The 19,241-nt window shown below is 73.7% G+C and carries 20 protein-coding genes; 12 read left to right on the top strand and 8 right to left on the bottom strand.

All coding sequences use genetic code 11. From position 1 onward, the window contains the following. Positions 1 to 141: 141 nt before the first annotated feature. From OG774_RS06590 to OG774_RS06575, 4 genes are read left to right on the top strand one after another with little or no spacing between them, the layout of a single operon-like run. Positions 142 to 2,352, top strand: coding sequence for an ATP-binding protein (locus OG774_RS06590; protein WP_328307811.1), 2,211 nt, complete (start codon positions 142 to 144; stop codon positions 2,350 to 2,352). After that, on the top strand, positions 2,349 to 2,771 hold the full coding sequence (locus OG774_RS06585) for a roadblock/LC7 domain-containing protein (protein ID WP_274195085.1): 423 nt from the start codon (positions 2,349 to 2,351) through the stop codon (positions 2,769 to 2,771). Before OG774_RS06590 ends, OG774_RS06585 begins: the two co-directional genes overlap by 4 nt. Further along, positions 2,768 to 3,148: a DUF742 domain-containing protein gene (locus OG774_RS06580; protein ID WP_328307809.1), complete on the top strand. Its 381-nt coding sequence runs from the start codon at positions 2,768 to 2,770 to the stop codon at positions 3,146 to 3,148. Before OG774_RS06585 ends, OG774_RS06580 begins: the two co-directional genes overlap by 4 nt. Before the next feature lie 7 nt (positions 3,149 to 3,155). Then, positions 3,156 to 3,734, top strand: a complete 579-nt coding sequence (locus OG774_RS06575) for a GTP-binding protein (RefSeq protein ID WP_328307807.1) — start codon at positions 3,156 to 3,158, stop codon at positions 3,732 to 3,734. Positions 3,735 to 3,738: 4 nt separating this feature from the next. Here OG774_RS06575 and OG774_RS06570 read toward each other — a convergent pair whose 3' ends face one another. Together OG774_RS06570 and OG774_RS06565 are read right to left on the bottom strand one after the other, a co-directional pair. Next, positions 3,739 to 4,713 carry a GNAT family N-acetyltransferase gene (locus OG774_RS06570; protein WP_328307805.1) on the bottom strand — a complete coding sequence of 325 codons (975 nt, stop codon included), beginning with the start codon at positions 4,711 to 4,713 and terminating at the stop codon, positions 3,739 to 3,741. Continuing rightward, positions 4,710 to 5,564, bottom strand: coding sequence for a class I SAM-dependent methyltransferase (locus tag OG774_RS06565; protein ID WP_328307803.1), 855 nt, complete (start codon positions 5,562 to 5,564; stop codon positions 4,710 to 4,712). The genes OG774_RS06570 and OG774_RS06565 overlap by 4 nt, the downstream gene beginning before the upstream one ends. Positions 5,565 to 5,938: 374 nt before the next feature. Here OG774_RS06565 and rpsA point away from each other — a divergent pair, with 374 nt between their 5' ends. Next, the gene (gene rpsA, locus OG774_RS06560) at positions 5,939 to 7,471 is read left to right on the top strand and encodes a 30S ribosomal protein S1 (RefSeq protein ID WP_274195080.1); all 1,533 of its coding nucleotides are present in this window, start codon (positions 5,939 to 5,941) and stop codon (positions 7,469 to 7,471) included. A gap of 273 nt (positions 7,472 to 7,744) precedes the next feature. On the opposite strand, the gene OG774_RS06555 is transcribed toward rpsA, so the two are convergent. Further along, positions 7,745 to 7,960 carry a hypothetical protein gene (locus OG774_RS06555; protein ID WP_328307800.1) on the bottom strand — a complete coding sequence of 72 codons (216 nt, stop codon included), beginning with the start codon at positions 7,958 to 7,960 and terminating at the stop codon, positions 7,745 to 7,747. Between the two features lie 136 nt (positions 7,961 to 8,096). On the opposite strand from OG774_RS06555, the gene coaE reads away from it, so the two are divergent. Further along, positions 8,097 to 9,134, top strand: coding sequence for a dephospho-CoA kinase (gene coaE, locus OG774_RS06550; protein ID WP_328307798.1), 1,038 nt, complete (start codon positions 8,097 to 8,099; stop codon positions 9,132 to 9,134). 34 nt (positions 9,135 to 9,168) lie between these two features. Here coaE and OG774_RS06545 read toward each other — a convergent pair whose 3' ends face one another. From OG774_RS06545 to OG774_RS06530, 4 genes are all read right to left on the bottom strand, one after another. Beyond that, positions 9,169 to 9,696 carry a hypothetical protein gene (locus OG774_RS06545; protein WP_328307796.1) on the bottom strand — a complete coding sequence of 176 codons (528 nt, stop codon included), beginning with the start codon at positions 9,694 to 9,696 and terminating at the stop codon, positions 9,169 to 9,171. A gap of 87 nt (positions 9,697 to 9,783) precedes the next feature. Beyond that, positions 9,784 to 10,290 (bottom strand): DUF402 domain-containing protein, encoded by a 507-nt coding sequence (locus tag OG774_RS06540; protein ID WP_328307794.1) that lies wholly within the window; start codon positions 10,288 to 10,290, stop codon positions 9,784 to 9,786. A gap of 87 nt (positions 10,291 to 10,377) precedes the next feature. After that, on the bottom strand, positions 10,378 to 10,803 hold the full coding sequence (locus tag OG774_RS06535) for a VOC family protein (protein ID WP_328307792.1): 426 nt from the start codon (positions 10,801 to 10,803) through the stop codon (positions 10,378 to 10,380). A gap of 35 nt (positions 10,804 to 10,838) precedes the next feature. Further along, positions 10,839 to 11,273, bottom strand: a complete 435-nt coding sequence (locus tag OG774_RS06530) for a DUF6069 family protein (RefSeq protein ID WP_328307790.1) — start codon at positions 11,271 to 11,273, stop codon at positions 10,839 to 10,841. 84 nt (positions 11,274 to 11,357) lie between these two features. Between OG774_RS06530 and OG774_RS06525 the strand changes: the two genes are divergently transcribed. The 6 genes from OG774_RS06525 (at position 11,358) to OG774_RS06500 (ending at position 18,580) form a co-directional block, all read left to right on the top strand. Further along, positions 11,358 to 12,101, top strand: a complete 744-nt coding sequence (locus OG774_RS06525; RefSeq protein WP_328307788.1) for a TetR/AcrR family transcriptional regulator — start codon at positions 11,358 to 11,360, stop codon at positions 12,099 to 12,101. Next, positions 12,098 to 12,493, top strand: coding sequence for a nuclear transport factor 2 family protein (locus OG774_RS06520; protein WP_328307786.1), 396 nt, complete (start codon positions 12,098 to 12,100; stop codon positions 12,491 to 12,493). The genes OG774_RS06525 and OG774_RS06520 overlap by 4 nt, the downstream gene beginning before the upstream one ends. Before the next feature lie 58 nt (positions 12,494 to 12,551). Then, entirely contained in the window at positions 12,552 to 14,759 is a 2,208-nt protein-coding gene (uvrB, locus tag OG774_RS06515) for an excinuclease ABC subunit UvrB (RefSeq protein ID WP_328307783.1), read from the top strand. Between the two features lie 81 nt (positions 14,760 to 14,840). Continuing rightward, positions 14,841 to 15,671 carry a LuxR C-terminal-related transcriptional regulator gene (locus OG774_RS06510; RefSeq protein ID WP_328307781.1) on the top strand — a complete coding sequence of 277 codons (831 nt, stop codon included), beginning with the start codon at positions 14,841 to 14,843 and terminating at the stop codon, positions 15,669 to 15,671. An 88-nt stretch (positions 15,672 to 15,759) separates the two neighbouring features. Further along, the gene (locus tag OG774_RS06505) at positions 15,760 to 17,307 is read left to right on the top strand and encodes a class I adenylate-forming enzyme family protein (RefSeq protein WP_328307779.1); all 1,548 of its coding nucleotides are present in this window, start codon (positions 15,760 to 15,762) and stop codon (positions 17,305 to 17,307) included. Positions 17,308 to 17,329: 22 nt separating this feature from the next. After that, entirely contained in the window at positions 17,330 to 18,580 is a 1,251-nt protein-coding gene (locus OG774_RS06500) for an acyl-CoA dehydrogenase family protein (RefSeq protein WP_328307777.1), read from the top strand. On the opposite strand, the gene OG774_RS06495 is transcribed toward OG774_RS06500, so the two are convergent. Then, entirely contained in the window at positions 18,581 to 19,228 is a 648-nt protein-coding gene (locus OG774_RS06495) for a UdgX family uracil-DNA binding protein (RefSeq protein ID WP_274195067.1), read from the bottom strand. Between the last annotated feature and the right edge of the window lie 13 nt (positions 19,229 to 19,241).

Genomic DNA, 19,241 nt, shown 5'->3' with positions numbered 1-19,241 from the left:
CGAATGCGGTGCGTGAAGTCGTGCGCGACCGATCGGCACGAGGGCACCCCGTTCCACGGTTCTCCGCAGGAATGGTGAACGGCGCGTGTACGGTTCCGCGCGTTCGTCATCCGCCTCCGGAGTAGGACGGTGAAACGCCGGATGGTCCGTGTCCTGGACTACCTCCCCCGCGGGGACATGGTCGACGACGCGGCATGGCTGCGGCGTCACCATTTCCTGCTGTCGGTGCTGATCGCGCAGACGCCGGTCCTGCTGATCTTCGGTCTCGTCGTCGGCAACCCGCCGGCGCTGACGACCGTGATCGCCCTGGTCCCGCTGGTCACGGCGGCGGCCGGGTGGTTCTCGAAGGGCCGCCTGGCGGGCTCGCTGTGGGTCACCGCAGGCCTGTCGTCGTGCTGCGTCGGGCTCGTGATCCTCTCGGGCGGGTCGATCGAGGCGCACTTCTCGTTCTTCGTGATCATCGGTTTCCTGACGCTGTACCAGCACTGGGCGCCGTTCGTCTTCAACATCGCCTTCACGACGCTGAGCCACGGCCTCGGTTCGCTGCTGGTGCCCTCGCTGATGTTCAACCACCACGCGGGGCAGCACTCACCGTGGGTGTGGTCGATGATCCACGGCGGCGCGGTGCTCCTCGCCTGCCTCGGCGTGGCGATCTTCTGCAAGCTCACCGAGGACGAGCAGCGGCGGCGGGCGGACCTGGCGACGGAACTGCACGACGCGCAGGTGCGCCAGCAGAAGTTCACCTCGGAACTGCTGCTGAACCTGGCGCGGCGCAACCAGAGCATGTTCCACCGGCAGCTCGACATCATCAACGATCTCGAGGAGCGGGAGCGCGACCCCGACGCGCTGGCCGACCTGTTCCGGCTCGACCACCTCGCCACCCGGGTGCGACGCAACGCCGAGAGCCTGCTCGTGCTCTCCGGGGAGCAGCCGGCCCGCGTGTGGTCGGCGCCGGTGGCGCTGCGCGACGTCGTCCGCGCCGGAGTGGCCGAGACGGAGGACCTCGAGCGCGTCACCCTCGCCGTCGACGAACGGCCCCGCATCGTCGGCAGCACCGTCGCCGACCTCACGCACATGATCGCCGAGCTGGTCGAGAACGCCGCGCGCTACTCACCGCCCACGGCCACGGTGTCGATCCAGAGCCGGCCCCACCTCCGGGCGCCGGGCTCCCACCTGCTGATCATCGAGGACACGGGCATCGGGATGCCGCCCGTGGAGCTCGCCGCCGCCAACGAGCTGCTGGACAACCCCAAGGACGTCGACGTCTCGGACGCGGCGCGGCGGCTCGGCTTCCACGTCGTGGCCCGGCTCGCCGAGCGCCACGGGATCGAGGTGTCGCTGACCCCGACCCCCGGGTGCGGCGTGACCGCCGTCCTCGTCGTCCCGGCCACCCTCTTCGCCGAGACGTCCCCGACGGTGCCGACGGTCGGGGACCAGGGGATCCGGGGCCTCGAGCGGGTGCCCGCCTCGGCCGTGCCCGTGCCGCGTCGCGGCTCCGGCGACAACGGCGACGGCAACGACCGCACCCCGGCCCACGGGGCCCCCGCCTCGGGCCCGATCGCCATCGACGGCCGGCACGCCTGGCCCGGCGAGCGACGGACGAACGGGGCCAACGGGACCCACGGCACGGACCCCGAGCCCGGGGACGGTCCCGCCCGGCGGGGTGCGCACGCGGCGCCCGGCACCGACCGGGACGGCGACCGGCCCTCCGACACCCCCGCGACGCCGGACACCCCGGTGACCACCGAGGCGAAGGCCGGGTCCGCCACGAAGGCCGAGGCCGCCGACGGGTCCGACGGGCACGCCACGGTCGAGGACATGCCCGCTGCCGGCCGCCCGACCGGCGCGGCCCGGCGGGGTCTCATCCACCCGATCGTCGTGCCGCCCCCGGCGGCCCCCGACCCCGTCCCCGACCCGGCCCGAGCCACGGTCGTCGAGACCGACGGCGGGGGCAGGCGTCACGCCGGGACCGAGGTGCCGGAGACGGCCGGCACGGCGCCGGCGCCGCGCCGGTCCGACGAGGACGCCCCGTCCGTCGTCGGCCCGAACGGGCTCGTCCTCGCCCGCCGCCGCCCGCAGAGCCACCTGGCCCCCGAGCTCATCCGGCGGCCCCCGGAGCCGGCCGCCGCGGTGACGCCGGGCATCCCGGCGGCGACCGCCGCGAGCCCGGCCATGCCGCCCGGCGAGACGCCGGGCACCGGGGCCGGGCGGAACGCCATGGACGCCCTGTCGGCCTACCAGGCCAGCCGCGCCGCGGCCCGGTCCGCGATCGGCGAGCCCGCCGACGTGTCCGGCTCCGCCGCCGACGACCACCACCCGCCCCGCGGGACCGCCTCCGGGAGGCAGACGTGAGTGCACCGACCGACAGCGGGCTGGACTGGCTCCTCTCGGACTTCGCCGGCGGGACGCCGGGGGTGCGGCACGTCCTCGTCGTCTCCGCCGACGGGCTGCGCCTCGCGGTGAGCGACGGGGTCGACCAGCACCTGGCGGACCAGCTGTGCGCCGCCGTCTCGGGGCTGGTGAGCCTCGCCCGGGGGACCGCGACGCTGCTGGAGTCGGAGCCGGTCGCGCAGACCATCGTCGAGATGGCGGGCGGCTACCTGTTCGCGACCTCGATCAGCCTCGGTTCGACGCTGGCCGTGGTCACCGACCGCACGGCCGACATGGGTCTCGTCGGCTACGAGATGACCATGCTCGCCTCGCGGGTCGGACACGCCCTCACCCCCGGCGCGGCGCGTTCGGCGCGGGCCCAGGACCCGATGGCACCGTGACCGTGGACCGTCGCCAGCGTCCGCACGCCGACGGCGGCCGTGTCGTCCCCAACTACGCGTTCACCGCGGGTCGGACCCGGTCGGCGGCCGGGACCGACATGCCGATCGAGGCGCTGGTGACGGCCACCGAGGCGGGTCTCGCCAAGGCGCCCGGCCTCCCGCCCGAGGCCCGCGCGATCGTCGAGGCCAGCACGGTGCCCCAGTCGCTCGCCGAGATCGGCGCGCTGCTCGGTGTCCCGATCGGCGTGGCCCGCGTGCTCGTCAGTGACCTCGCCGCCGAGGACCACCTCGCCGTCCACCTGCCGCTGGTCGGGTCCGACGGCCGTCCCCGCCGTGAACTCCTGGAGAGGCTGCTCGATGGACTCCGAGCTCGGTGACCGCAGGGTGAGCGCCGGGGGCACCGCCACCCGCGAGGCCCGCGGCCTGCTCCCGCTCAAGATCCTCATCGCGGGCGGATTCGGCGTCGGGAAGACGACGCTGGTCGCGGCGCTGTCCGAGGTGCCGCCGCTGTCGACCGAGCAGCAGATGACCAGCCTGTCCGACGGCGTCGACGACACCTCGATCGTGCCGGAGAAGACGACGACCACGGTGGCCATGGACTTCGGCCGCGTCACCGTCGACGACTCGCTGGTGCTCTACCTGTTCGGGACGCCGGGCCAGTCGCGGTTCTGGTTCATGTGGGACGAGCTCGCCCGCGGCGCGGTGGGCGCCGTCGTGCTCGTCGACCTGCGGCGCATCGACGACTCCTTCGCGGCGATCGACTACTTCGAGAACCGCGGGCTGCCGTTCGTCGTCGCCCTCAACTCGTTCCCCGGCACCGACGGCGTCGACGTCGACGTGGTGCGCGACGCCCTCGCCGTGCCGGCGCGCTGCCCGATCCGCGACGTCGACGCCCGCGACGACGCGTCCTGCACGGACGTGCTGATCACGCTCGTGGAGCACGCCCTGGCGCGCAGCGTCTGAGGGATCACCGCAACGCGGTCGCGGGCCGGACCTCCCACAGCGTCCACAGCGGCCGGTAGCCGAGGCGGGGCCAGAACACCGAGGACACCGGGTTGGGCGGGTTGTAGTAGAGGTACGTGCCGCGGGACCCGGGCGGCTGGAGGCCGGGCAGGGCGGCGGCGACCAACGCGTGCCCGACCCCCTGCCCGCGGCGACCGGGCAGCACCGAGGCGCAGTTGACGTAGCCCCAGCGCCCGACGGGCAGCAGTCCGGCGAGCCAGCTGCCCGGCGAGGCGTCGGTGAGGCCGCACTCGAGCAACCCGATCATCCGTCCGTCGCGCTCGGCGACCCAGATCGGTTCGTCGCGCCCCCAGCGCTCGCGCAGCGCGGTCCGCTTCACCGCCTCGGCCTCGGGGCGCATGACGCTGCCGCCGACGAGGCTCGAGTACGCGATCTCGTGCATGGCCAGCTCGACGCACCGGTCGAGGTCGTCCTCGCGGGCGCGCCGGACCCGCAGGTGGGGGTCCGGGGACGGCGGAGGCACCGGCGGATCGGGGCGGCGCACGGCGAGCACCGCCAGGGGCACGAGGCCGTGGTCGAGGAACGCGCGCGAGGCGACGACGTCCCGGCTGGGCCAGGTCACCACGGCCGCCGAGTCCGACGCGTGCCGCACGCGGGCGGGGATGCGGGCGCGCCACTCGGCGACCAGGCCCTCCGCGCCGCGCAGGCCCGCGGAACCCAGGACGGGGTGGAGCTCGGTGACCTCGGCCGCCGACCACAGCAGGGGAGCGCTGCCCGCGGGCCAGCTGTGGTGGGTGAGGACCCCGGCCGCCTCGCCGCCGTCGCCCGCCACCACGATCACATCGCCGGGCGGGGGGAGCACCGCGGGCGGGAGCGCGGGGTCGAGGTCGGCGAACCGGGCCTGCTGCTCGCGCAGGAGGTCGTCGAGCACCACCTCGGGCGCCCGGCCCGACGGGGTGGCCCGCGACCGGCCGATCACGCGACCGCGCTCCCGGGCCGGCGGCAGCAGAAGATCGCGGTGCCGGGGAAGAGGGCTCCGCGCAGGGGCGACCACTGGCCCCACACCTCGTCGAGGTCCTCGGGCCATTCGGGTTCGACGAGGCGCTCGAGGACGAGGCCTGCGCCCACGACGTCGGCCACGCGGTCGCCGAGCGTGCGGTGGTGCTCGACGTAGACGACGCGGTCGGCGTCGTCGACCTCGGCGTAGGGCGTGCGGTCGAAGTACGACTGCGACACCGTCAGCCCGTCCGGGCCCGGGTCGTCGGGGAACATCCAGCGCATCGGGTGGTTCACGGCGAACACCCAGGGCGCCCCGGGCCGCAGCACCCGGGCGACCTCCCGCACCACCGTTGCGGCGTCGGCCACGAACGGGAGGGCGCCGAACGCGGAGAACGCGGCGTCGAGGGAGCCGTCCCGGAAGGGCAGTGCGCCGGCGTCGGCCTGGACGAGGGGCACGACGGCACCGGTGCGCCGGTCGGCGGCCCGCGCGTGGGCGAGCATCCCGGCCGAGAGGTCGAGACCGACGACGCGGGCGCCGCGGCCGGCGAGCCAGCGCGAGCACGACGCCGCGCCGCAGCCGACCTCGAGCACCCGGGCGCCGCGCAGCGCGTCCGGCCCGCCGAGCAGCCGGGCGTCCTCCTCGCGCAGGCGCTCGGGGCACCAGACGAAGTCGTCGTCGCCGAGGAACGCGCCGTGCTCGTCCTGGTAGTCGTCGGCATCGGCGTCCCACCACGCACGGCTGGCCGCGCTGGACTCCGCAGGCCCCACCGGCCGGCGCGCGACGCCGGCGGCGCCGAGGAGCTGCTCCGCCGGGACCCCCGGCGCGGGCACCCACTGCGCAGGCCCTTCCGCGCGCGCGGAAGAAGGAGGGGGCGCCACCGGGGCATCCTGACACGCCCGGATGCGCGGGTCGTGCCCCCCGGCGCCGCGGCCCGAGGCGCGCGACACGCCGTGGCGGTGCCCTGCGACACGCCGGGCGCGGACGAGGGGTGCCCCGATTGCCGGGCACTGTCGGGCGTGGTTACGATGAAGGTCCACGTCAGTGGTCTCGCCCTGTTCCGCGTGCCCTCTGTGGCAGCGGTGGGCGGCGGTCCTCGTCTCCGGTCCTGCTCGAGGTTTCACCGGTGCACGCGTCGCAGAGACGACCCACTCCCGTGGAGCCCTTGCCCACTCGATCTGACCATGTTCCCGGAGCCGTCCACCGTATGTCCATCGACACCCACACCGCCCCGCAGTCGACCAGCCCCCAGGTTGCGATCAACGACATCGGGTCGGAAGAGGACTTCCTCGCCGCCATCGACGAGACGATCAAGTACTTCAACGATGGCGACATCGTCGAAGGAACCATCGTCAAGGTCGACCGGGACGAGGTCCTGCTCGACATCGGCTACAAGACCGAGGGGGTCATCCCCTCGCGCGAGCTGTCCATCAAGCACGATGTCGACCCCAACGAGGTCGTCGCCGTCGGCGACGAGGTCGAAGCCCTCGTCCTCCAGAAGGAGGACAAGGAGGGTCGGCTGATCCTGTCCAAGAAGCGCGCGCAGTACGAGCGCGCCTGGGGCACGATCGAGCAGCTCAAGGACAACGACGAGCCGGTCAAGGGCACCGTCATCGAGGTCGTCAAGGGTGGACTCATCCTGGACATCGGCCTCCGCGGCTTCCTCCCCGCCTCGCTGGTCGAGATGCGCCGCGTCCGCGATCTCCAGCCCTACGTGGGCAAGGAGATCGAGGCCAAGATCATCGAGCTGGACAAGAACCGCAACAACGTCGTCCTCTCCCGCCGTGCGTGGCTGGAGCAGACCCAGTCGGCGGTGCGCAGCGAGTTCCTCAACCAGCTCGCCAAGGGCCAGATCCGGTCCGGCCAGGTCTCGTCGATCGTGAACTTCGGCGCGTTCGTCGACCTCGGCGGCGTCGACGGTCTGGTCCACGTCTCCGAGCTCTCCTGGAAGCACATCGACCACCCCTCCGAGGTCGTCGAGGTGGGCCAGGAGGTCAAGGTCGAGGTCCTCGACGTCGACCTGGACCGCGAGCGGGTCTCGCTGTCGCTCAAGGCGACGCAGGAGGACCCCTGGCGCCAGTTCGCCCGGACCCACCAGATCGGCCAGATCGTGCCCGGCAAGGTCACGAAGCTCGTGCCGTTCGGCGCGTTCGTCCGCGTCGACGAGGGCATCGAGGGCCTGGTCCACATCTCCGAGCTGGCCGAGCGCCACGTCGAGGTGCCGGAGCAGGTCGTGCAGGTCGGCAACGACGTCATGGTCAAGGTCATCGACATCGACCTCGACCGTCGCCGCATCTCCCTCTCGCTGAAGCAGGCGAACGAGGGCATGACCACGGAGACCGAGTTCGACCCGGCGCTCTACGGCATGGCGGCCGAGTACGACGACGCCGGCAACTACATCTACCCCGAGGGCTTCGACCCCGACTCGGGCGACTGGCGCGAGGGCTACGACACCCAGCGCGAGGAGTGGGAGCGCCAGTACGCCGCGGCGTACGCCCGCTACGAGCAGCACATCGCGCAGCTCCAGCGCACGCAGGAGCAGGAGGCCGAGGCCGCCGAGGCGGCGCCGGCCAACTACTCCTCGGGCGGTCCGTCGTCCGAGGGTGGGGACGACGAGGCCCCCGCCGCCCGCGACGACGAGTCGGACCCGGGCCAGGGCCCGCCGTCCCAGAGCGGCGGTGGCGCGCTCGCCAGCGACGCCCAGCTCGCGGCGCTCCGCGAGAAGCTCTCCGGCGGCTGATCGCCCCGGAACTGCTCGACCTCGGGCCCTCACCTCTCGCGGGGTGGGGGCCCGTCGTCGTTCCCGGGGTCGGCGTGCGGTGCAGCGAGGGCCTCGAGCGGTTGCAGCGAACGCGCTGTTCGCTGCTTCTACGCGCGCGAAGTCCCCGTTCGCGGCCGAGGTGCGGACGGACGTGGGGGAGCGAGGGACGCCTCGGCGGCGTACCGCGCAGCGGGGGACGCCCTCGCCGGGCTCGCTGCGGCGAACCGCGCAGCGAGGGACGCCCTCGCCGGGTTACGCCGGGACGGCGGCGCCTGCGACCGGGCGCGAGGCGGAGCGCTCGAAGGCCGGGCGCAGGTGCCGGGAGCCGGCGAGCAGGCGCTCGACCAGGCCGCGGCGGGCGATCTCGGGCACCGCGAGGGCGGCCGCGATCTGGGGGATGGCCCGGCAGGAGACCAGTCCGGGGTCGCCGAGGCGATGACGGCCCGCAGTGCGGCGCGAACGGAACACGGCGGTGACTCCTCGAGGCGTGTGGTGCTAGTGAGGCGCCACCATAGCGATGTGACGGCTGAGACACGAGTGACGCACCGGTCGGTCTCGACCCCGGGTCGAGTGACGTTCATCCCCGCTCGGGCAGACTGCGGGGGTGCTGAGGCTGGGACTCACCGGTGGGATCGGGGCGGGGAAGTCGACGGTCGCGGCGACGCTGACCGAACTGGGCGCGGTGGTGATCGACGCCGACGCGATCGCCCGTGAGGTGGTCGAACCCGGCACCGACGGGCTCGCCGAGGTCGTCGCCGCGTTCGGGGAGGACGTGCTCGACGCGGACGGGGCCCTCGACCGGCCGGCGCTCGGGCAGATCGTCTTCGCGGACGACGCCAAGAGGCAGAAGCTCAACGGCATCCTGCACCCGCTGATCGGCGGGCGGACCGCCGAGCTCGTCTCCGAGGCCGACGAGGACGCCGTCGTCGTGCACGACGTCCCCCTGCTGGTCGAGAACGGCATGGGGGCGGCGTTCGCGCTGGTGCTCGTCGTCGACGCCCCCGTGGACGTCCGGGTCACCCGTCTCGTGGAGACGCGCGGTATGACCGTCGAGGACGCCCGGGCCCGGATGGCCGCCCAGGCCGACGACGACGCCCGCCGTGCCGCCGCCGACGTGTGGCTGGAGAACGCGGGGGCCGCGGGCGCGTTGCGCGAACAGGTCGAGCGCCTGTGGCACGAGCGCCTCGTCCCGTTCGCCGGGAACGTCGAGCGCCGCCGCGCCGTCGAGGTGCCGACCGACGTCGTGACCCCCGCCGAGGACCGCGCCGCCGTCGGCCGGCGGCTCGCCGCCCGCGTCGCCGTGGCCGGAGGCGGGACCGTGCGCCGCGTGGAGCACGTCGGCCCGGGCGCCGTGCCCGGCCTGCCGGCGCCGGCCGTCGTCGACCTCCTCGTCGAGGCCGACCGTCCCGGGATCGAGCTCGCCGAGGCGCTCACGGTGTCCGGGTTCCCCGTCGTCGACGCGGGCCGGCACGGCTCGGCCGACCCCGGCTGCCCGGCGCGCATCCTCGTGCTCGACGCGAAGGACCGGCGTCAGGCCAAGCAGGCGCGGGCGATCGTCAAGGCGCGTGACGCCGCCCGCAAGGACCCGCGGCGCGCGCGCAGCGACCCCGACGCCGTGCGGACCGAGGTCGCGCTGCCCTGAGCCGGGCTCGGCAGGCCCAGGACGACCACCGCGATCAGTAGCGGGTCAGCGACCCGATCCCCAGCGACCCCGTCCATGCGTCGAGGTCGTGACGGGCCTCGCCGAGCTCGCCGAGCACCCGGTGCACCGTGCTCATCGCCTCGTCGGCGTCGGTGGCCGAGAGGACCCCGCCCGCGACGGCGGCGGCGAAGTCGGCGTGGTGCGCCACCCGCGCCGGGCGCCCGTCCAGGATCTCGAGTCCGAGCAGGAGATCGGTGCAGCGCCACCGCGCGTCGTCGACGTCGATGCGCACGGCGCCGATCTCGGTGGTCACGTCGGCCGCGTCGGTGTCGCGGGGACGGCGTCGCCGCAGGCGGAGGCCGTGCTCGGGCACGTACCAGCAGGTCTCGGCCAGCACGAAGGGGTCCTCGGGGCTGAGGACCGTGGTGCGCAGGCCACCTTCGGTGACCTGCCATCGGTCGAGGGCCTGTTCGAGGACCTCTTCCGGGGCGAGGGGGAGGGTGCGGGTCGCGCTACGGATGTCGACGACCTCGACCAGCTGGTGGGAGACGACGGGGCTCACGGAGCAGGACCCTAGGACACCCGATGGAGGGTCACCGAGGCGGGCCTTACCCGAATGGCAGAGGTGTCATTCACGGCGTGACACGGATCACTCCCACGTCAGGGCAACCTCGTGACCTGCGAGCCAACGGTCCAGGTCGTGGCCGTGACCTGCCAGGCCGGCGAGCGTGCGGTGGCTCGTCCCCAGGGCGCGCTCGGCCCGCGGCGCGTCGAGCACGCCCGCTGCGACGGCCTCGACGAACTCGTCGAGGTCGAGCACCTCGGTGCCCTCCCCGGTGTGCACGACGAGGTCGATGTAGTGGTCCTCGGTCCACCAGGTCGTCCCGTCGCGGGTGATGTCGACGATGTCGAGGTAGTGGTCCTGCAGGCGCTCGTGGCCGGGCCGCCAGCTGAAGTCGGTGACCCGGACGCCGAGACCGGGCAGCAGCCACGACCGCAGGTGGGTCAGCGTCGGGTGGTCGACCATCGGACGGCTGACGTAGAGCCCGAACGGCTCCTCGCGGTAGACCTCCACGGCGCGCACGAAACCTTTGGGGTCGGTGTTCGTGCCGGCGGCGACGTCGAACGTCTCGATCTTCGGAGGGTGCAGGCCCACGAGCGGCGACCCTAGGTCACGAGGGCGGTGCCCGACGACGTCCCGGCACCCGCCCACACGGGGCGGGCGGGTGCCGGGACGGGCGAGTCAGGAGGTGTGCGTCGGCGCCGGCTCGCCGGAGGCCACGGCCGGGTCCATCCACACGGCCTCCCAGACGTGGCCGTCCGGATCGGTGAACGAGCACCCGTACATGAAGCCGTGGTCCTGGTTCGGCTTCCACTCCCCGCCGCCGTGGGCCAGCGCCGCGGCCCGGAGCCGGTCGACCTCTTCGCGGCTGTCGGCGGACAGGGCGAGCAGCACCTCGGTGCTCTTCTGCGCGTCGGCGATGTCGCCCTCGACGAAGTCGCCGAAGCGCTCCGGGGTCATGAGCATCGCGAAGATGTTCTGCTCGATGACGAGGCAGGCGGTCCTCTCGTCGCTGAACTGCTCGTTGACGCTGAAGCCGAGGGCGCCGAAGAACGCGCGGCTGGTGGTGACGTCGGCGACGGGCAGGTTGACGAAGATCGAGCGCACGGTGGTCCTCCGGGGGTGTCGGGTGGTTCAGGGGGTCAGGAGCGGGCGCGCACGAAGGCGGGCACGAGGACGGCGCCCACGGCGAGGTGGACCGCGACGAGGGCGACGCGCGTGGCCGTGGTCGCCTCGACCAGCACGACCGGGATCATCGAGGCCGCGACGACGACCACGGCGAGCACGGTCCAGACGGTGGTGCCGTGGCGGCCCAGGCGCTCGAGCAGGGCCAGCACGCCCCAGCCGACCAGCCCGAGCACCACCGTGACCTGGGCGGTCACCAGCATGCCGATGCGCACGCTGCCCTGGCTGTCGGTGATCCAGTAGTCGGCGCCCGCGAGATGGCCCAGCAGCCACACCGCGACCGTCACCACGAGGGCGAGGACGATCCCGAGCGCCCGCCGGCGGCGCCGGACGGCGGCACGGCCACGGGAGGCCGTGGTGTCGGTGGTCGGGGCCGGGGCGGTGAGCGTCATGGCGACCTCCTCTGAGGAAACTGTGTCCTGCGGACACTGTGTACGCTAGACACAGTAAGACCGCCGAGGCAAGGGACGTATCGGATGAGCAGCACGACCGGGACGGACGCCCCGGCGTCGGCGCAGGGGTCGGGGGGCCCTCTCCTCTGGCGGACACCGGACGAGCCGGCGCGGGGCCCGCGGCGCGGGCTGACGCTCGACGAGATCGCGCGGGCGGCCGTCGAGGTGGCGGACCGCGACGGGCTGGCCGGGCTCTCGATGCAGCGAGTGGCCGCCGAGGTGGGGCTGACCAAGATGGCGCTGTACCGCTACGTCGCCAACAAGGACGAGCTCGAGGCGATCATGATCGACGCCGCCGTCGAGGAGCCGCCGGGTCCGGACGCGCTGGTCGGGACGTGGCGCGAGCAGGCCGAGGAGTTCGCCCGCCTGGTGTCGGACGTCTGGACGAGGCACCCGTGGCTGCCGTGGGTCACCGTCGGCGAGCGGGTGATGGGACCCCGCGAGGTCGGCTGGGTCGAGGCCGCCGTGCGGGTCGTCGAGCCGCTCGGGCTGGCGCCCGACGAGCGGATGGACGCGGTGTCGATGCTGTTCGGGCACCTGCGCACCACCCTCGCGACCGCCTCGGCCGGCACCCGGCCGTGGACCGCCGACCCCGCGGGCGGGAGCACCATGCGCGACCTCGTCGCCGCCCACGCCGACCGCTATCCCGCCCTCACCGCGGTGATGACCGACCCCGGCCGGCCTGTCGGGTCGCGCTGGGACTTCGGCCTGCGGTGCCTGCTCGACGGGTTCGCGGCGGCCGCCCGGCGTCGTGCGGAGTCCCGGTGACGACGCCGGAGGTCCTGCACCGCTACCTGGCCGCGCTGGACGCCGGCTCGGTCGACGCGGTCATCGCCTGCTTCGCCCCGGGCGGCGAGGTGGCGTCCCCGCTCTACGGGACGCTGCCGGCCGCGCGCTTCTACCCCGGGCTGTTCGCGGACTCGTCGGCGTCGAGCACCGAGCTGCGGCGGATCTACGTCGACCCCCGGGACGACCGGGAGGTCGCGCTGGCCTTCCACTACGCCTGGGTGCTCGGCGACGGCACGCCCGCCCCGTTCGACGTCGTCGACCTGGTGACGCTCACCGACGACCGTGACCTCATCGCGCGGCTCACCATCTGCTACGACACCGCCCCGCTGCGGAGCTCGTGGCAGCGGGTGGCGAGCGGCGGCTCCGGCTGACCCCTGGCTGACGCGGTCGCGCACCCCGCTGTCGGGGGGCGCGGTTAACCTCGATCCCATGGCGTTCGCGACAGAGGTTCCCGGCTCGGCCCGTGAGGGGGAGAACCCCGAGGGGCTGCCCGACGAGGCGCTCGCGCACTCCGAGCACCGCCCGGTGGGCGAGATCGAGCGCACCGGTGTGCCGTTCGAGGTCGTCAGCCCGTACTCCCCGGCGGGCGACCAGCCCGCGGCCATCGAGGACCTCGAGAAGCGGGTGAAGGGCGGGGAGCACGACATCGTGCTGCTCGGCGCCACCGGCACCGGCAAGTCGGCCACCGCGGCCTGGCTCATCGAGCGGGTGCAGCGCCCGACGCTCGTCATGGCGCCGAACAAGACGCTGGCCGCCCAGCTGGCCAACGAGCTGCGCGAGCTGCTGCCCAACAACGCGGTCGAGTACTTCGTCTCCTACTACGACTACTACCAGCCCGAGGCGTACATCGCGCAGACGGACACCTACATCGAGAAGGACTCCTCGATCAACGAGGACGTCGAGCGGCTGCGCCACTCGGCCACGTCCAACCTCCTGAGCCGCCGCGACGTCGTCGTGGTCGCCTCGGTGTCCTGCATCTACGGCCTCGGCACGCCGCAGTCCTACCTCGACCGCTCGGTGCAGCTGGCCGTCGGCGAGGAGCTCGACCGCGACACCCTGCTGCGCGCCCTGGTCGACGTGCAGTACCAGCGCAACGACATGGCCTTCGCCCGCGGCACGTTCCGGGTCCGCGGCGACACCGTGGAGATCATCCCGGCGTACGAGGAGCTCGCGGTCCGCATCGAGTTCTTCGGCGACGAGATCGAGGCGCTCTACTACCTCAACCCGCTCACCGGCGACGTGGTCCGGCAGGTCGACGACGTCCGCATCTTCCCGGCGACGCACTACGTCGCGGGGCCCGAGCGCATGGAGAAGGCCATCAAGGCCATCGAGGCCGAGCTCGAGGAGCGCCTCGCCGAGCTCGAGCGCCAGGGCAAGATGCTCGAGGCCCAGCGGCTGCGCATGCGCACCAGCTACGACGTCGAGATGATGCGCCAGGTCGGCTTCTGCTCCGGCATCGAGAACTACTCGCGCCACATCGACGGCCGCGGCCCCGGCACCGCGCCTGCCACACTGATCGACTACTTCCCGCAGGACTTCCTGCTGGTCATCGACGAGTCGCACGTGACCGTGCCCCAGATCGGCGGCATGTACGAGGGCGACATGTCCCGCAAGCGCAACCTCGTCGAGTACGGCTTCCGGCTCCCGTCGGCCACCGACAACCGGCCGCTGACCTGGGAGGAGTTCGCCGACCGCATCGGGCAGACGGTCTACCTGTCGGCGACGCCGGGCGACTACGAGATGCGGATGGCCGGCGGCGAGTTCGTCGAGCAGGTCATCCGCCCCACCGGCCTGATCGACCCCGAGGTGGTGGTCAAGCCGACCAAGGGCCAGATCGACGACCTCGTCGGCGAGATCCGCACGCGGGTCGAGAAGGACGAGCGTGTCCTGGTCACCACGCTGACCAAGAAGATGGCCGAGGACCTCACCGACTACCTGCTCGAGCTCGGCATCAAGGTCCGCTACCTGCACTCCGAGGTCGACACGCTGCGGCGCGTCGAGCTGCTGCGCCAGCTGCGCTCGGGGGAGTACGACGTCCTGGTCGGCATCAACCTGCTGCGCGAGGGGCTCGACCTCCCGGAGGTGTCGCTGGTGGCCATCCTCGACGCCGACAAGGAGGGCTTCCTGCGCAGCGAGCGCTCGCTGATCCAGACGATCGGCCGCGCGGCCCGCAACGTGTCCGGCCAGGTGCACATGTACGCGGACAAGATCACCGACTCCATGCGCTACGCGATCGACGAGACCAACCGGCGTCGCGAGAAGCAGGTCGCCTACAACACCGAGCGGGGCGTCGATCCCCAGCCGCTGCGCAAGAACATCGCCGACATCCTCGACCGCGTCTACCGCGAGGCCGAGGACACCGAGGAGTCGGTGGAGGTCGGCGGGTCGGCCCGCAACAGCTCCCGCGGGCGGCGCGCGGCGGGCGAGGCCGGCGGCCGCGGCAGCTCGGGCATCGTCGAGCACCGCAGCACCGAGGGCATGGCGCGCGCGGAGCTGGCGGACCTCATCCAGCAGCTCACCGACCAGATGATGGCGGCGGCGCGCGACCTGCAGTTCGAGCTGGCCGGACGCCTGCGTGACGAGATCGCCGACCTCAAGAAGGAGATGCGGGGGATGGACGCGGCCGGGGTCAGCTGAGCGTCGGCGCCCGTTCCGTGACCCGGACCACATCGATGACCTAGCATCGATGGGCTCGGTCCCGGGCTCGGGGAGGTGGGTGTGGCTGCTGTCCCCGCCGTGCCCGGTCCCGCGGCGAGCCCGTCCCTCGCGAGCGCCGTGCGGGCGCTCGCGGAGGTCGAGGCCCTCGACATGGCGTTCGCCGCCTCGCTCGACGCCCGGGACGGCACCTTCCGCCTCGGGCACATGAGCGGCGCGCGGGCCGGGAGCATGGACGGCCTGGTCACCGCGGTCGGGCAGGGGCTCGGCGGCAAGGTCCTGGCGGTCGAGCGGCCGCTCGCGGTCGCCGACTACGCCCGCGCCCCGGGCATCACCCACCAGTTCGACCAGGCCGTGTCGGCCGAGGGCCTGCGCGCGGTGTTCGCGCTGCCCGTCCGGGTCGACGGCACACTCCACGGCGCCGTGTACGGCGCGATGCGGCGGCCGGTCGAGTTCGGCGAGCGGTTCCTCGCCCGCATGGCGGCGACGGTGCGGGCCGCCGTCCGCGCGGGTCCGTCGAGGACCCACCCCGTCCCGGCTCCCGACGGGTGCGACGTCCTGCTCTCCCGCGAGGAGGCCCGGGAGCTGCACGCCGTCCTGCGGGCGGCGCGGGCGGGCACCACCGACCCGGCCGCCCGGGGTCGGCTCGACGCCCTCGCGGCGCGGCTGCACCGGCCCGGGGCGGCGTCCCCGCCGGCCGTGCACCTCTCGGCCCGCGAGCTCGACGTCCTCGCCCTCGTGGCGGTCGGCCACGCCAACGGCGAGGTCGGGGCGCGCCTCGGGCTCACCGTCGAGACGGTCAAGTCCTACCTCAAGTCCGCGATGGCCAAGCTGGGCAGCCGGACGCGGGGCGAGGCCGTCCACCGCGCCCGCGCGGGCGGCCTGCTGCCCTGAGGCGTCCCCTCGTTCGTGGGTAGTGGGAGCGCGACGCCCCTCATAGCGTCCGCCGCGTCGGACCCGGTCGGACGACGAGGAGCGGCCCGTGGACGTGCCCAGCCTGATGCGCCAGGCCATGATGCTGCACCGTGACCGCACGGCCCTCGTCACCGAGAGCCGGAGCCTCACCTTCGGCGAGGCCTGGGACCGCGGGGTGCGCACCGCCAACGGTCTGCGGGCGCTCGGGGTCCGGCCCGGCGACCGCGTCGCGAGCGTGGAGGACAACGACCTGGGCGCCGCGGACCTGTTCCTCGGTGCCGCGATCGCGGGTGCGGTCCGCGTCCCGCTCTACGCCCGCAACGCCCGCCGGGCCCACCAGCAGATGGTCGAGCAGACGCAGACACGGGTGCTGGTCGTCGACGCGACGCACGCCGACGAGGTCGAGGGGCTCGACGGCCCCACCGACGGAGCGGCCGGCCTGGAGCACGTGCTCGTGCGCGACGAGGGCTACGAGGAGTGGCTGGCGGCGCAGTCCGCGGTCGACCCGGAGATCCGGGTCGACGGCGACGACTGGTACGTCATCCGGCACTCCGCGGGCACGACCGGCAGGCCCAAGGGCGTCGGCTACACCCAGCACGACTGGCTCGTGAACTGCCGCAACTGGTACTACCGCCTGCCGAACCTGCAGAACCACAGCGTCGTCGGCCACGCCGGCCCGATCTCGCACGCGTCCGGGTACCTGTTCCTGCCGGCGTGGCTGCACGGCAGCGCCAACCTGCTCTTCGGGGCGTTCGACCCCGCCAAGGTGCTGGCGATGATGGAGCGCCACCGCGTCACGCACATGTTCGCGCCGCCCTCGATGGTGCAGATGCTCACCGCCGACCCGTCGCGGTCCGGGCGGGACCTGGGGCCGCTGGAGTGCCTGCTGGTCGGCGGGGCGCCGATCACGGACGCCACCGCGCTGGCCGGACGGGCGGCGTTCGGCGACGTCCTGCACCAGGTGTTCGGCCAGACCGAGGCCGTCCCGCTGACCGTGATGACCCCGCAGGAGTGGTTCTCCGACATCCCCGGGTCCTCCCCGCTGCGCGCCGCGGGCAAGGTGCTGCCGTTCGCGCGGATCGAGGTCCGCGACGAGGAGGGCACCGTGCTGCCCCTCGGCGCGGAGGGCGAGCTCTGGGCGCAGGTCGAGGGCCAGATGCGCGGCTTCTGGGACGACGACGAGCTGACGGCCACCCGCCTCGTCGACGGGTGGGTCCGTACCCGGGACATCGGCCGGATCGACGCGAACGGCTACGTCTACGTCCTCGACCGGGCGGACGACATGATCGTTTCCGGCGGCTTCAACATCTGGCCCGCCGAGCTCGAGTCCGCGATCGCCGACCACCCCGAGATCGTCGAGGTGGCCGTGTTCGCGGTGCCGCACGAGCGCTGGGGCGAGACCCCGATGGCCGTCTGCCGCGTGGCGCCCGACGCGACCGTCACCGCCGCGGAGATCACCGAGCTGGTGCGCGGGGCCCTGGGGTCCTACAAGAAGCCCGGTGCCGTCGAGCTCACCCACGACCCCCTGCCCAAGAACGTCGTCGGCAAGCTGCTGCGCAAGGCCCTGCGCGAACCGCACTGGGCGGGGCAGGCCAGCCGGGTGGCCGGCGCCTGACCTCCACGACCAGGAGCCTGCGATGACACAGACGTCCGACCGTCCCAGCGGCATCGACCCCGAGCTCGAGCCGGACACGCTCGACGACCAGGACTACGGGGTGCCCTGGGCGCTCGAGGACCACCACCGGGACTGGCAGACGACGTTGCGGGCGTTCTGCGAGCGCGAGGTCGCCCCGGGCGCGGCGGAGCGCAGCATCGCGGGGGTCTTCGACGCCGACCTCGCCCGCGCGGCCGGCCGGCTCGGCGCCTACGGGCTGCTCGCCGACGAGCGGTACGGCGGCGGTGGGGCCGACCTCCGCACGCTCTGCCTCACCGCCGAGGAGCTCGCCCGGGTCGACTCCTCGCTGGCCGTGACCGTCCACGTCCAGGCCATCAGCGTCGCCCTGCTCGCCCACCTGGCCGACGGCCGCGAGGACCTGCTGGGCGAGGTGCTGCCCGGCGCGTGCACGGGGGAGACCTTCGTGTCCTTCGGCCTCACCGAGCCCACGGGGGGCTCCGACGCCGGCAACATCGCCACCACGGCGCGCCGCGACGGCGGCGACTGGGTGATCTCCGGGTCGAAGCAGTTCATCACGAACTCGGGCACCCCGTTCTCCCGCTATGTGATCCTCTTCGCCGCCACGGGCGACGCCGCGCCGGGCGCGAACGGCCGGTCCCGACGTCCGGTCTCGGCGTTCCTCGTGCCGCTCGACGCGCCCGGCGTCACCGTCGGCGCGCCCTACGCGAAGCTCGGATGGCGGTCGTCCGACACCCACCCGCTGTTCTTCGACGAGGTCCGCGTGCCGGGCTCCGCCCTGCTCGGCGAGGAGGGGCGGGGGTACCGCGAGGCGCTCGGGTTCCTCACGTGGGCCCGGTTCCCGATCGCCGCGATGAGCACGGGGCTCGCCCTCGGCTGCCTGGACGACACCCGGCGCTTCGTCGCCGACCGCACCTCGTTCGGCACGCCGCTCGGGGGCCACCAGGGGGTGGCGTTCCAGGTCGCCGACATCGCCGCGCTGGCCGCCACCGCCCGGGTGATGACCTACGACGGCGCGTGGAAGTACGACCACGGCCTGCCGATCGCGAAGGAGGCCGCCACCGCGAAGCTCGTGGCCTCGGAGGCGGCGAACAAGGCGGCGTACCTCGCCACCGAGGTCGCGGGCGGCTACGGCTTCATGGCCGACACCGCCGTCACCCGGCACTACCAGGACGCCCGCATCCTCACGATCGGCGAGGGCACGTCGGAGGTGCAGCGCATGCTCATCGCCCGGGGTCTGGGGCTGCCGGTGTAGTCAGGCGTGCAGCAGCTCGCCCGCCCGGCGCAGGTCGGCGACGAAGCCCTCCATCATCTCGTCGCGGTCCTGCCCGCGGCTCGGGTCGGCGCGCAGGATCGCCGACGGGTGGATCGTCGGCACGAGCGTCAGGTCGTTCCACGGGCGCGGCTCGCCGCGCTCGGCGGTGATCCGGAACTTGGGCCCGAGCAGGGCCTTGCCCGCGGTGGCGCCGAGGGTCAGCAGCACCTGGGGCTTCACCAGCGCGAGCTCGGCGTCGAGCCACGGCCGGCAGGCCTTGATGTGCCCGGCCTTCGGTGTCTCGTGGATCCGCCGCTTGCCCTGGTAGCGGAAGTTGAAGTGCTTGACGGCGTTGGTGACGTACGCGTCGTCGCGGGCGATCCCCGCGCCGTCGAGGGCCTCGTCGAGCAGGCGCCCGGCCGGGCCCACGAACGGCGCGCCCTGCCGGTCCTCCTGGTCGCCGGGCTGCTCGCCGACCATCACCAGGCGCGCCTGCGGCGGGCCCGACCCGAACACCGTCCCGGTGGTGTCGTGGTACAGCTCGCAGCGGGTGCACCCGGCGGCCTGCGCGCGCAACGTGTCGAGGTCGGGCGCCGGCGGGGCGTCGGCCGTCCCGTCGTCGGCGAAGAGGTCCAGCGGCTCGGTCACACGGCGGGGTGCC

The sequence above is a fragment of the Actinomycetospora sp. NBC_00405 genome, assembly GCF_036044095.1.
GTDB classification, from domain to species: Bacteria; Actinomycetota; Actinomycetes; order Mycobacteriales; family Pseudonocardiaceae; genus Actinomycetospora; species Actinomycetospora callitridis.
This window is presented reverse-complemented; position numbering and strand designations above follow the sequence as displayed.